Below are 13,364 nucleotides of genomic sequence, written 5' to 3'. Positions count from 1 at the left end.
TCTACTTGCCGCTGTCGGCCTTGGTGTCGGCGTAGCGGCCGTAGCTCTGCAGGCGCTCGTAGCGGCGGTCCAGCAGTTCCTTCGGCCGCAGGTCGCTGACCTGCCGGAAGGCGTCGTTGAGCGCGCGCTTCAGGAACGCGGCCATCTGCCGGTGGTCGCGGTGCGCGCCACCGACAGGCTCGTTGACGACCTTGTCGACCAGGCCGAGCGCCTTCAGCCGGTGTGCGGTGATGCCGAGCGCGTCGGCGGCTTCCTGCGCCTTGTCGCTGGTCTTCCAGAGGATCGATGCGCAGCCTTCGGGGCTGATCACGGAATAGATGGAGTACTGCAGCATGAGCAACTGGTCGCCCACCGAGATCGCCAGCGCGCCGCCGGAGCCGCCCTCGCCGATGATGGTGACGATGATCGGCACCTCGAGCTGCGCCATCTCGAAGATGTTGCGGCCGATGGCTTCGGACTGGCCGCGCTCCTCGGCATCGATGCCCGGATAGGCGCCGGGCGTGTCGACGAAGGTGAAGACCGGCAGCTTGAACTTCTCGGCCGTCTTCATGAGCCTGAGCGCCTTGCGGTAGCCCTCGGGCTTGCTCATGCCGAAGTTGCGCGCGGTGCGCTCCTTGGTGTCGCGGCCCTTCTGGTGGCCGAGCACCATGCATGGCGTTCCATTGAAGCGCGCCAGGCCGCCGACGATCGAGAGGTCGTCGGAAAAGTGGCGGTCGCCGTGCAGTTCGACGAAGTCGCTGAAGATCTCGTTCACGTAGTCGAGCGTGTAGGGCCGCTCGGGATGGCGCGCGATCTTGGTGATCTGCCAGGGGGTCAGGTCGCTGTAGATGTCCTTGGTGAGCTGCAGGCTCTTCTTGCCCAGCTGATCGATTTCTTCCGAGATGTCGACCGCCGATTCGGACTGGACATAGCGCAGTTCTTCGATCTTGCTTTCGAGTTCAGCGACGGGCTGCTCGAAGTCGAGGAAGGTTCGTTTCGCCAACGTCTTCTCCTGTTTTCAATATGCGACCGGTAGCGGGTCGAGCGATCGCCAAATATACCAAGTCGCCACACTGCAGTAAGGTGCCCAGGCCACGGCCACCTCGCGGGCGTCGCTGCGGCTCACCGGATCGCCCGAGAAATAGTTGTGGCTGATGCCGTTGATCAGCCCGAGGTCGTCCAGCGGCAGCACGTTGGGCCGCATCAGGTGGAAGATGAGGAACATCTCCGCCGTCCAGCGGCCGATGCCGCGGATGGCGACCAGTTCCGCAATGATCATCTCGTCGGCCATGGCTTCCCAGGCGTTGACGTGCACTGCGCCCGAATCGAAATGGAGCGCGAGGTCGACCAGGTATTCGATCTTGCGCGCCGACAGGCCGGCCGCGCGCATGTCGTCGACCTTGAGCTTGAGCACGTTGGCCGGCGCCATGCGGCGCGGCAGCTGGGCGAAGCGGTCCCAGACGGATTGCGCCGCCTTCACCGAGATCTGCTGGCCGACGATGCTGCGCGCAAGCGTGGTGAAGGCGTCGCCGCGCGATTCGAGGCAGGCGTCGCCGAAGCGCGGAATCAGCCGCTTCATCACGCGGTCCTTCCGGGCCAGATGCTTGCAGGCCTCTTCCCAATAGTCGGGCGTGAAGACCTCGATGGTCGGTGTCTTGGCGGCTGGCATCTTTTCTTATTGTTCGTTCACTTCGCTGCAGCCCAGGTGGTGCCCGTCGGCGAGTCCTTGAGTTCGATGCCCTGTGCGAGCAGGTCGCGGCGGATGCGATCCGCTTCGGCGAAATTCTTCGCGGCCTTGGCTTCGGCGCGCTGCTGGATCAAAGCCTGGATCGAGGCCTCGTCCAGCGTCGTACCGGCCTGCAGGAAGCGTTCGGGATCGTCCTGCAGCAGGCCGAGGCAAGCGCCCAGCGCCTTCAGCAAGCCGGCCGTCGCATCCGACTGCGTGCGATTGACCTCGCCAGCCAGATCGAACAGCACGGCCACCGCTTCCGGCGTGCCGAAGTCCTCGTCCATCGCGGCCTTGAAGCGGGCCGCGTAGGGGTCGTGCCAGTCGATCGCGATCTGCGCGGGTGCGACACGATGCAGCGCGGTATAGAGCCGCTTGAGCGAGGCACGGGCGTCGTTCAGGTGCACGTCGCTGTAACCGAGCGGGCTGCGGTAATGGGCCCGCACGACGAAGAAGCGGATGGTCTCGGCGTCGAACTTCTTCAGCACGTCGCGGATGAGAAAGAAGTTGCCCAGGCTCTTGGACATCTTCTCGTCGTCGATGTTGATGAAGCCGTTGTGCATCCAGGTGCGCGCGAAGGGCTTGCCGGTCGCGCCTTCGCTCTGCGCGATCTCGTTCTCGTGGTGCGGGAACTGGAGGTCCGCGCCGCCGCCGTGGATGTCGAAGGTTTCGCCGAGCAGGTCGCAGGCCATCGCCGAGCATTCGATGTGCCAGCCGGGACGGCCGGGGCCGAACTCGCTCGCCCATTTGACCTCCTCGGGCTCGGTGGGCTTGGCGCTCTTCCAGAGCACGGGGTCGAGCGGGTCGTCCTTGCCGTCGAGCACGGCGACGCGTTCACCGGCGTGCAGTTCATCGAGTGTCTTGCCGCTCAGCTTGCCGTAGCCGGGGAACTTGCGCACCGCGTAGTTGACGTCGCCGTTGGGCGAGCGGTAGGCCAGACCCTTGTGCTCCAGCGTGGCGATCATCGACAGCATCTGTGGAATGAACGCCGTGGCGCGCGGCTCGTGTGTAGGCCGTTCGACCCCGAGCGCGTCGGCATCCTGGTGCAATGCATCGATCATGCGGTCAGTGAGCGTTCGGATGCTCTCGCCGTTCTCCACCGCGCGGCGGATGATCTTGTCGTCGATGTCGGTGATGTTGCGCACGTAGTCGACCGCGAAGCCCGATGTCCTGAGCCAACGCTGCACCACATCGAAGGCGATCATCGATCGCGCATGGCCGAGGTGGCAGTAGTCGTACACCGTCATGCCGCACACGTACATGCGCACCCGGCCCGGTTGCAGCGGAGAAAAATCCTCCAGTTCACGCGTGAGCGTGTTGTAGATGCGAAGACTCATGAGGCTCGGAAAGCGCCAGTTCGCGCTCGCGTGATACGGGCGAAAGACAACGGTTTTTTCAGGGGTGGAGGCGTTGCAGCGGCGAGGGAGTGAACATGCCCCCTCGGCTACAATCGCCCGCAGTATAAACGGCCGCCGCCGGGTATTTCCCAGGTGTTTTCGAGGCCTGCGCCACCCTCCTTTTCTCGAGGCTTCATGAAGCACGCCGCTCGTCCCCTGTCCCTTTTGCTCCGCGTCGTCCCGGCCGTCCTGTTGGCGCTCACGATGGCAGCCGCGCATGCCGACGACTACTCGGACGTCAACGGCCTCCTGCGCCAGGGCAAGTCCGACGAAGCGTTGACCAAGGCCGATGCCTACATCGCCGGCAAGCCGCGCGATCCGCAGATGCGCTTCCTGCGCGGCGTGATCCTGACCGAACAGAAGAAGCAGGCCGACGCCATCGCGACCTTCACGCAGCTCACGCAGGACTTCCCCGAGCTGCCCGAGCCCTACAACAACCTCGCCGCGCTGTACGCCGCGCAGAGCGAGTTCGACAAGGCACGTGCCGCGCTCGAGATGGCGATCAAGCTCAACCCCAGCTACGCGACCGCGCACGAGAATCTGGGCGATGTCTATGTCCGGCTGGCGGCGCAGTCGTACAGCCGCGCACAGCAGCTGGAGCCCGGCAACACCACGGTGCCGCCGAAGCTGGTGCTGATCCGCCAGATGTTCGATGCGCCGGCCAACAACAGCGCACTGCCGCCGGCGCCCGCCGTCATTCGCAAGCCCGTGCGCGGCAAGTAGCCCGCACGCGCACCGGCGTTCGCCCCATCGTTTCCTGAAGGGAGTTTCATTGAGCATGCATGCCTTCCCACGCCGCTCGGCCCTCGTCCTGGCCGCTGCGTTGGCCGTTTCGAGTCTGGCCTGGGCGCAGGCCGCGCCGCGAGTCATGTTCGTGACCTCGGCCGGCGACTTCGTGGTCGAACTCGCGCCCGACAAGGCGCCCAAGACCGTCGAGAACTTTCTTCAGTACGTCAAGGACAAGCACTACGACGGCACGGTGTTCCACCGCGTCATCGACGGCTTCATGATCCAGGGCGGCGGCTTCACGGCCGACCTGCAGCAAAAGCCCACGCGCGCGCCGATCCCGCTCGAGGCCGGCAATGGCCTGAAGAATGACAAGTACACGATCGCGATGGCGCGCACCGGCAATCCGAATTCCGCCACCTCGCAGTTCTTCATCAACGTGAAGGACAACGCGATGCTCAACGCGCCCAATCCCGACGGCTATGGTTACACCGTGTTCGGCAAGGTGGTTGCGGGCACCGACGTCGTCGACAAGATTCGCGCCGTGCGCACCGGCAACAAGGGCGGCATGCAGGACGTGCCGCTCGAACCCGTCACCATCCAGTCCGCCACCGTGGCGAAGTAAAGCAGCAAAGGAACCCTCATGAGCAACCCCCAAGTCGAACTGCACATCAAGGACCAGGGCGTCATCACGCTCGAACTCGATCAGGACAAGGCACCGAAGACGGTCGAGAATTTTCTCGCCTACGTGACCAAGGGCCACTACGACAACACGGTGTTCCACCGCGTGATCCCAGGCTTCATGGTGCAAGGCGGCGGCTTCGAACCGGGCATGACCCAGAAGCCGACCGGCGCCGAGATCCAGAACGAAGCCAACAACGGCCTCAAGAACGACAACTACACAGTGGCGATGGCGCGCACCAGCGCACCGCATTCGGCCACCGCGCAGTTCTTCATCAACGTGGCCGACAACGGCTTCCTGAACCACACGGCGCCGTCGGCCCAGGGATGGGGCTATGCCGTGTTCGGCAAGGTCGTCGGCGGCAAGGAAGTGGTCGACAAGCTCAAGGCCGTGAAGACCGGCCGCAAGGGCTTCCACGACGACGTGCCGCTCGAGGACCTGGTGATCGAAAAGGCCGTCGTCAAGACGGAGTGAAAGCGATGGCCGGCGCATGACGGCTTTCGCCGAGCTCGTGGCACCGGCGGCGTGGCGCACGGTCGATCTCGTTTCCGATCTCCATCTGCAGGTCGCGGAGCCGGCCACCGTCGAAGCCTGGCAGGGCTACCTGCAGACCACGCCGGCCGACGCGATCTTCATCCTCGGCGACCTGTTCGAGGTCTGGGTCGGCGACGACGCGGCCGCCCTGCCCGGCTTCGAGGCGCAGTGCGCCGGGATGCTGCGCCTTGCGGCCGAGCGCCAGCCCATCTTCTTCATGCACGGCAACCGCGACTTCCTGGTCGGTGCCGCCTTCGCCGCGCAGAGCGGACTGACGCTGCTGGACGATCCGACAGTGCTGGTCCTGCACGGCAGGCGCTGGCTGTTGAGCCATGGCGATATCCTGTGCCTCGAGGACACTGAGTACCTCGGCTTCCGTGCCCAGGTGCGCACGGCCGCCTGGCAGGATGCGTTTCTCGCGCGCCCGCTGGACGAACGCCGTGCGCTCGCGCGCTCGATCCGCGCCCAGAGCGAAGACCGCAAGCGCAGCCCCGGCCGAGTCTGGGCCGATGTCGATGCCGAGGCTGCACGCACCTGGCTGCGGCAGGCCGACGCGCCCACGCTGATTCACGGCCACACGCACAAGCCGGCAACGCACGCGCTTGGCGAAGGGCTCGAACGCATCGTGCTGAGCGACTGGGATGCGAGCGCCCATCCGCCGCGTGTGCAATTGCTGTGTCTGTCCGGCGCCGGCGCGCAGCGCGTCGATCTGCGCTGATGTTCCGCTGGTTGCGCAACCTGCGCGCTGTGCGTCCGATCCCGGATGCCGCCTGGCAGGCCACGCTGGCGCGCTATCCCTTTCTCGCCGAACGCTCCGGCGCCGATGTGGAGCGCTTGCGAAGCCTCGCCGCCGAGTTCCTGCGCGACAAGGAATTCCATGGCGCACATGGCTTCGTGATCACCGACGAGGTCGCACTCTCGATCGCCGCGCAGGCGGTGCTGCCCGTGCTGCACCTGAAGGGCGGCCTGAACTGGTACGCCGATTTCGTCGGCATCGTGGTGCATCCTTCGGAGGCCGTGGCACACCGCACCACCACCGACTACGCCGGCGTGGTCCATGAGTACGACGAGGTGGTGGCCGGCGAGGCGATGGACCGCGGACCGGTCATGCTGAGCTGGCAGGACGTGCTGGCCAGCAGAGTCACGCGCGATGCCGGCTACAACGTCGTCATCCACGAGTTCGCTCACAAGATCGACATGCACAGCGGCGCGGCCGACGGCTGCCCGCCCCTGCCACCGCGCTTCGCGGGGACGGCGACGCCGCGCGATGCGCGCGCCGCATGGTTTGCCGTGCTGCAGCCGGCGTTCGACACCTTCCGCGAGAAGACCATCCTGGCCGAGCGCTTCGGCGGCGAAGCGCCCTGGCTCGACCCGTACGGCGCGCAGTCGGTGAGCGAATTCTTCGCAGTGGCGTGCGAAGCCTACTTCGTCAACCGCGCGCAGCTGGCGAACGACTTCGCTGCACTGGTCGCGATGTTCGACGCGTTCTTCAGGCCCGACGGGCGCTGAGCCCCGTGGCGCCCGCGCGCCCGCGGGCGGTCGGCTGCTACTTGCGCAGCAGCGCCTTGAGCGCGTTCTGCAGACGGCGTGCCGAAGCGGCATCGTGCGCCGCAGCCAGCACCTTGCCCGCATCCTGCCCCCAGGTCTGTGCGGGAGCGGGATCGCCGCGCCGCGTCAGCAGCTTGAGCTGCAGCGCACGGCGTGCCTCGAGCTGCTCGGCCGGCGTCGGCACTTCGGCGGCCATCTCTAGCCGCAGCAATGCCTCGGCCGTATCGCCCGCTTGCGGCGACGCCCCCAGCGACTGGGACCAACTGCTGCGCACCGCCGGCGAGACGGCCCGCCCGAGTTCCTGGACGCTCGGCAACGCCGCCGCATCGCGCTTCTCCCATGCGGCCAGCAGTTGCGTCAGCGCTTCGCCATGGGCCTGCGCCGCGAGCTTGCGCAGCGAGAGTTCGGCACGCTCGAGCGCTTCGCGTTGCGCGCGGAACGCGGCATCGCCCAGACGCGGCCCGCGGTCTTCGAAACGCGGCGGGCGATCGCCGAAGCGGCCGCCACCCGGCACGGCGCGATCGCCGCCGCGCGGCGAACGGTCATTGGGCCGGCCGCCCGGGGCACCGGATGCGCCACGGCTGTCGCGTCGATCGCGGTCGCCGAACTTGCCGCCGCGCCCCTGCGGCGCGACTTCGGCTTTTCGGTTGCCCGGACGGTCGTCGCCGCGCACGGCGATCACAGGTTTTGGCGCGGGTTTGGGCGCAGCCGCAGGCGCGGTCGCCTCGGGCGCTTCGGCATCGGAACGGGCCGATGGATCGGCACCGTCTGCGGGCGCGACCAAGTCATCTGCAGGGGCCGCTTGTGAATGCGCATGCGCGCCCGCCGGCAAGGCCTCGGCATCTTCCGGCGCGGGTGCATGCCCAGCACTCTCGCTGAACTCGGCTGCGGCCTGGCCCGGGGCCACGGCTTCGGTCGCACCTTCGGAAGGCCCATCGGAAGCTGCCGGCGTCGTCGCCTTCGGCACGGGGGCCGGGCCGGGCGGCGGCGCCTCGCCGCGCAGTGCGGCTTCGAGCTGGGCCACGGCTGCACGAATCTTCTGCGCGTCGCCGGTGCCGTTGGCCGCCTCGAGCGCCTTCGACGCATTGAGCACGTTGCGATCGTGCTCGCTCATGGCGGCCGAGACCTTCTCGCGTTCGGCGGTCTTGCGGTTGAAAGCTTCGTCGATGGGCGCGCGGAAGGCGTCCCACAGTTTCTGCTCGTGCCGACGATCGAGCGGCACGGTCTGCGCTTCGGCCTGCCAGCGCTGTTGAAGCGCCTTGACGGCATCGATGCGCAACATCGGCGCGGCGCCGAGATCGGTGGCCTCGGCGATCATCGCCTGACGCCGCTCGACGCTGGCCTTCTGGGCCGCCTCGAACGGCGCGCGCGCGGCGCCGAAGGCCTCGTTCCAGTGCGGCTGCAACTCGGCGAATACCTTTTCGCCGACATGGCCGGCGTCGCGCCAGCGATCGGCGAACTGATGCAGCGCGCGGTTGTGCGCCTTCAGGTCGGACGCGTCCGCGTGCTCGGCGGCCCATGCCTTCACTTCCTCGATCAGCGCCAGGCGCTGGGCACGGTGCTCGGCCGCGTCGGCGCGAACCTTCTCGAGCCAGGCCTCGACCACCTTGTGGGCTTCGTTGCAGGCTTCGTCGAAACGCTTCCACAGCGCATGGTTCGGCGCGCCGCCCTGGTCGGCCTGTTTCCACTGGTCACGCAGGGCGCGCAGCGTTTCCTGCATCTTGCGCCCACCGAGTGCCTGGCCTTCGGGACGCTTGAGCAGGCCTTCGGCCTTGGCGACCAGCTCTTCGCGCACCTTGTCGGCGCTCCAGCGCTGCCAGCCTTCGAGTTCGCCGGCGGCGACCAGGGCGGCGTGCACGCGAGCCTCGAGCGGCGGTTCGACCAGCTTGCCGTGTTCCTTGAGGACCGCTCGCAGCGCCGCAGCGGCGCCAGCACTCGCCTTGCCGTGGCCCTGGGCGGTTTCCTGTTCGAGCCGGGTCAGAGCGGCTTGCACCGCGTCCTGCGCAGCGGCCCGCTTTTCCGGGTCGACCTTCGGCGCCGTGGGCTTGGGCGCAGCGGCAGGCGTTGCCTCGGCCGCGCCGCCGCGCGCCACGCGAATTTCGTCGGCCCACACCGGCACGGGCGGCAGCGGTGCGGCCGGATCCGCGGCGGCCGCCAGCGTCTGCGCCAGTGCGGCATGGAAAGCATCGGACACCACCAGCAGCTGGGCCTTGGACGATTCGAGCTGCGGCGCGAACTTGGCATCCAGGCTGTTCCAGTTGCCATCCGCTGTGATGTCCGCGGCCTGCTGCTGCCAGTGCGCGACGTCGGCGCGCAGCGCTTCCTCGGCCGCCTGCGCATCGCGCCAGCCCTTGGTGGAAAGCACCTCGAAGCGCTGGGCCAGCAACACGGCCGCCTCGCGATGAACCTGTGCGCGGTGCTGCAGATCCTCGATGCCCTTCACGCGTTCGGCCAGCGTGGCCTTGAAGCCAGCCAGCGGTTCGCGCGACAGCGGCGCCCCGGCCTTGGCCGCGTCGCGCTGCCAGGCGAGCGCATCGGCGATGTTGAGCTTGGGCTGCGCGAGCAGTGCCTCGGCCTTCTGCGCCCACTCGGCGGCGATGGCCTCCTGGCCCTTGGCGCGCTTGAGCTCGTCGAGTTTTTCGCGCAACAGCCGCGCGGCACCCTTGTCGCGGCCGCTCAGTTCCTTGAACACCTCCTGCATCTGCTCCGGCGCCGGATTGCCCGCGAGCCATTCGCGGATGCGCTGCGCGCGCTCGCCCGAGGTGGGCGCAGTGAAGGCGCCGCCGGTCATCGTGTCGAGGGACTGGAGGTCGTGGGGCTTGGTGGAAGTTGAAGTCACTGCGCGAATGTCGTTATCTGAAGAGGAAAAGCGAAGGCGCCGGCATTTGCCGGCGCACTCCGCCATTTTCACCGAGTTGCGGCCGACCGGCTCAACGGGTCGCCAGATTCAGTTCTGCACCGGGTTTCCAGTTGGCATCGCCGGCCTTCGTGCGCACCGCGCCGAGGAACAAGCGCTCGCTGGGCAGCTTCTGGGCCAGCAGGTAGTCGCGCACCGCGGCGCCCCGCTCCACGGCCAGTTGGCGAATGGCTTCTTCGTCGACCGGAACGGTGGGCAGCAGCAGATCTTCCATCTCCTTGGTCGGCAGATCCTTGGCCAGCCCGATCATGTTGCGCGGCTTCTTGACTTCGGATCGCTTGTAGACCGCGGCCAGGAATTCGGGGTACTCGGCATCGGTCAACGGCGCGACCTCGGCGGCATCCTTGTTGTTGCGCACCGCAGCGCGGCGCTTCTCGGCCAGCGCCATCTGGCGCAGGCGCTGCCGCTGATAGGCCTCGCGTTCCTGGTCGAGGCTCGCGGTTCCGACCACCGTCATCTGCAGGGCGGGACGGTCGGTGAGGGCCTTGGCCACCTTGTCGAGGCTTTCCCTGGCTGCCGGCGACAGTTCGGCACTGCCGGGGGCGAAGGCGATCATGCTCGAGTCGCCGCCCCCGCCACCGCCGAGCCCGCCCGTCAACAAGCTGAACGGCGCCGTCACGGCCTTGACGATCAGATTCACGATCGCCTTGAAGATCAGCGGCCCGATGCTGAACTGGGGGTCATTGAGCGAGCCGCTGATGGGAAGGTCGACGTCGATCACGCCGTTGCGGTCGGCCAGCAGCGCCACTGCGAGCCGCACGGGCAGGCTGGCCGGCGCGCCCTCGACCTGGTCACCGAACTGCAACTGGTTCAGCACCAGCTTGTTGGTGGCGCTGAGCTGCCCGTCGGGTGCGATCTTGTAGCTGACGTCCATGCTGAGCTTGCCGCGCTCGATGCCGTGGCCCGCATAGCGCACCGAGTACGGCGACAGCGGCGGCAGGTCGAGGTCCCGCATCTTGGCCGTGATGTCGAGTTCCAGCGGTTTCGCGAGCGGATTGAGCTTGCCGGTGATTTCGAGCGATGCGGTCTGCTGTGCCTTGCCCCGCAATTCGAGATCGGCCAGCGCGGGCTTGTCGCCCTGCGGCTTGGACGAAAACGCACTCAGCTTGCCGGTCAGCTCGGTGAGATCGGCCGAATAGTTGGGCTTGACGAACAGGTCGGTGAAGTCGATCCGCCCGTTGACCAGGTTCATCGGACCGAAATGGATGACCGGCGCGGGGCCGCTCGCGCTGTCGGTGACTGCGGCGGTGGCCACGGGCGGCGAAGCTGGTGGAGCGGGCTCGGGTGCGCCTCCCACCATCAATTCGGCCGGCACCGGCGCACCACCGGTCTTGGGGGTGGGTCGCGCCACGGCCGTCGTGCGGGTGCCGCCGAGGCTGCGCTGCGTGGTGGCCTCGCCTGCCGCGGGGCTGGCGGCCGCGAGGGCCGGCTGGCCCGGCTTCTTGGTCAAGTCCTGCAGATTGAGACGGCCGGTGGGATCGACGATGACGCGCGCGAAGAAGTCGGTCAATGTGGTTTCGCGCACGTCCACGCTCAACGGGGCGCTCGGCACCATGCTCACCTGCAGGCCGCGCAGATTCAGCGTTTTCCAGCTCAGCAACTGGTTGTTGCGCGTGGCACCGGGCGACTGGGTGAGCGTCGCGCTGTTGGCGCGGAAATCCTCCAGGGAAGTGTCACCCGCCAGCTTCAGGTTCATGCCTGCAGGCACTGCCGCGTACTTCACGGTCCCGCGGTAGCTCGCGAACGCACGGCGGACGTCGATGTTCAGCGCATCCGCGTAGTAGGCCTTGAAGACATGGGCCGGAATGGAGACCGCTTCGAGGCGGCCTTCGGCCGAGATCGGCTTGAGCGCGACCGTGCCCTTATAGTCGAAACGCCCCGCTTCCGCGCGGCCGGCGGCGATGCGTCCCGACAGCTGCAGCGGAGATGCGGCGCTGCTGTCGGGTGCGATCTTCTGCGCCTGGAGCTTCAGCGCGCTGATCTCGAAGGCCACCGGCGTGGCGCTAGCCTGGTCCGAATAGGAGAGCGCGCCGTTGTCGACCGCCACGGTGCCGATCGAGAGCGCCCAGGGCTTGGTGTTGGCGCCCGAGGCCACTGCGGCTTCGGCCGCCTTGGCATTCTTCGGCGCTGCCACCTTGGCATCGGCCGTGCCACTCTGGCTGCCGCCGGGTGGCGCCTTCAGCCAGCGTTCGAACATCCAGCGCTTCTGGTTGTCCCGCTCGACGCGGACCTTGGGATTGGTGGCCGTGAAGGATGCGATGGCCAGCGTGTGCTGGGTCATGTCGACTTCGGCATCGACAAGTTCGAATCGCCCGACGCTCGCCAGTGCGGTCTTGGCCTGCGTCAACGCCAGTCCGTCGGCCGCGACGCGGCGCGCCTTGAACTTGAGCTTGGGCTGGGCCCATGCGATGTCGATCTGTCCGCTGAGCTTGCCGTCGAGGGTCGGCTCGAGGCTTTGAGCGAGATACGGCGCGGCAAGCGACAACGGCAACGCATCGACCTCTGTCTGGACGTTGGCCACCTTGTCGGTCGCCTCGCCGCTGAACTTGACCGCCGCGCCGCCGACGGAGGTCGAACCGCTGAATAGCGCGGGCTTGGTCATCGGCCAGGTCACCGCGCTGGCTTCGACATCGAGTTGCTTGACATCGATGGCCGCGGCCGGCTGGGTGGTTTGATCGCGCCAGCCGATTTCGCCGCGGCTCAAGGCCACCTTGTCGACCTGCACGTGCAGGCCCGGCTGTGGAATCGCCTTGGGTGCCGCTGCGCTGGCCGGCGTCGCGGGCGCGGCCACCTTCTCCGTCACGCCCGTGGCCGGATCGGTGGCGAGCAGGTTCAGTTGCCCCTGCGCATCGCGTGCCACCACCAGGTGCGGCGCAGCCAGTGCCACCTCACCCAGGTGAACGACACCGTCCAGGGGCCGCACGTCGGCCAGCGTGATCTTGAGCGACTCGAAGCCGAGCAGATCGCGCTTCCTTGAGTCCGCCAGCTTGATGCCGTGCGCCTCGACCATGCCGGTGATCCGCAGGCCGCCTGTAGCGGCGCGCTCGAAATCGATCTTGAGATCTGCATCCAGCGTGCCGGCCTGCAGCGCCACCGGCAGACCGCCCGGGATGTAACCGAGGTAGGGTATCAGGTCGAGGCCCTTGAAGTTCAGCTGGGCATCGGTCTTGCGGTTGTCGGCGAAAGGCGTCGTGAGCGCCGCCGAGTCGAACTTGCTGCCGTTGAGAACGAAGGCGAGCTTGGGCTCGGTCTTGATATCGCGTTTCGACGGCAGGTTGCTGAGGAACGGCACATTGAGAACGAAATCGCGCAATTCATGCTTGCGCTTGACGGTCTGGTCGTCGAAATCGACCGACCCGCCGGCAATGGTGATGTTGTAGATCGCGAAGCGCGCGGGTTCGCTGCTCTTGGGCGCATCCGGCGTCGAGGAGAGCTTGGCCAGGATGTCGTCGATGTCGTATTTGCCGTCCGCCAGGTGCGTCAGCAGGATGGCTGGCGACTGGACCGTGACCGCGTCGATGACAGGCGCAAGCCGCAGGATCGATTGCAACTCGGCGTCGACGTAGATGCGCGAGATCGCCACCTGCGGCCCGCTCGCATCGGCCTTGGCGATACGCAGGTCGTTCAGGGTCAGCTCGAGCGTCCAGGGTTTGAAATCGATCTTGCCGACCGTGACCTGGCGACCCAGTTTCTCGCTGGCGATCTTCTGGATCTGGCTCTTGGCAATCGGCGGCACCGCCAGCCACGTGAGGACCCAGAAGGCCAACAGTATCAGCAGCGCGAAGACCCCGCGGCGCACCCATTTGTTCTTTGTCAGCGAAGCAGCGTTCATCAACGCCAAGTGTGCCCCAAACT

General features: G+C 67.2%; 10 protein-coding genes. 5 read left to right on the top strand and 5 right to left on the bottom strand.

Features of this window, described 5'->3' with window-relative positions; genetic code table 11:
- Window position 1 precedes the first annotated feature (1 nt).
- From WDLP6_RS11365 to cysS, 3 genes are read right to left on the bottom strand one after another with little or no spacing between them, the layout of a single operon-like run.
- A complete protein-coding gene (locus tag WDLP6_RS11365; RefSeq protein ID WP_162592424.1) occupies window positions 2-982 on the bottom strand; it encodes an acetyl-CoA carboxylase carboxyltransferase subunit alpha in 981 nt (326 codons plus the stop codon).
- 15 nt (window positions 983-997) lie between these two features.
- The gene (locus tag WDLP6_RS11360; RefSeq protein WP_162592423.1) at window positions 998-1,648 is read right to left on the bottom strand and encodes a DNA-3-methyladenine glycosylase family protein; all 651 of its coding nucleotides are present in this window, start codon (window positions 1,646-1,648) and stop codon (window positions 998-1,000) included.
- Window positions 1,649-1,665: 17 nt separating this feature from the next.
- Window positions 1,666-3,042: a cysteine--tRNA ligase gene (gene cysS, locus WDLP6_RS11355; RefSeq protein ID WP_162592422.1), complete on the bottom strand. Its 1,377-nt coding sequence runs from the start codon at window positions 3,040-3,042 to the stop codon at window positions 1,666-1,668.
- Window positions 3,043-3,237: 195 nt separating this feature from the next.
- Here cysS and WDLP6_RS11350 point away from each other — a divergent pair, with 195 nt between their 5' ends.
- The 5 genes from WDLP6_RS11350 to WDLP6_RS11330 are packed head-to-tail and all read left to right on the top strand — an operon-like array spanning window position 3,238 to window position 6,553.
- Window positions 3,238-3,825: a tetratricopeptide repeat protein gene (locus WDLP6_RS11350; RefSeq protein WP_162592421.1), complete on the top strand. Its 588-nt coding sequence runs from the start codon at window positions 3,238-3,240 to the stop codon at window positions 3,823-3,825.
- Window positions 3,826-3,880: 55 nt separating this feature from the next.
- Complete coding sequence (locus tag WDLP6_RS11345) at window positions 3,881-4,453, top strand: peptidylprolyl isomerase (protein ID WP_162595057.1); 573 nt, start codon at window positions 3,881-3,883, stop codon at window positions 4,451-4,453.
- A gap of 18 nt (window positions 4,454-4,471) precedes the next feature.
- Entirely contained in the window at window positions 4,472-4,984 is a 513-nt protein-coding gene (locus WDLP6_RS11340) for a peptidylprolyl isomerase (protein WP_162592420.1), read from the top strand.
- 16 nt (window positions 4,985-5,000) lie between these two features.
- Complete coding sequence (locus WDLP6_RS11335; RefSeq protein ID WP_162592419.1) at window positions 5,001-5,762, top strand: UDP-2,3-diacylglucosamine diphosphatase; 762 nt, start codon at window positions 5,001-5,003, stop codon at window positions 5,760-5,762.
- On the top strand, window positions 5,762-6,553 hold the full coding sequence (locus tag WDLP6_RS11330) for a zinc-dependent peptidase (RefSeq protein WP_162592418.1): 792 nt from the start codon (window positions 5,762-5,764) through the stop codon (window positions 6,551-6,553). Before WDLP6_RS11335 ends, WDLP6_RS11330 begins: the two co-directional genes overlap by 1 nt.
- A 37-nt stretch (window positions 6,554-6,590) precedes the next feature.
- Here the strand turns inward: WDLP6_RS11330 and WDLP6_RS11325 are convergent, their stop codons facing one another.
- Window positions 6,591-9,431 (bottom strand): DUF349 domain-containing protein, encoded by a 2,841-nt coding sequence (locus WDLP6_RS11325; protein ID WP_232077032.1) that lies wholly within the window; start codon window positions 9,429-9,431, stop codon window positions 6,591-6,593.
- Window positions 9,432-9,522: 91 nt separating this feature from the next.
- Window positions 9,523-13,341: a DUF748 domain-containing protein gene (locus WDLP6_RS11320; protein WP_162592417.1), complete on the bottom strand. Its 3,819-nt coding sequence runs from the start codon at window positions 13,339-13,341 to the stop codon at window positions 9,523-9,525.
- Between the last annotated feature and the right edge of the window lie 23 nt (window positions 13,342-13,364).

This window comes from Variovorax sp. PBL-E5, from assembly GCF_901827185.1.
In the GTDB taxonomy this organism is placed as follows: Bacteria; Pseudomonadota; Gammaproteobacteria; order Burkholderiales; family Burkholderiaceae_C; genus Variovorax.
Note: the sequence above shows the minus strand (reverse complement) of the source record. Positions and strands in the feature narration are given on the sequence as shown.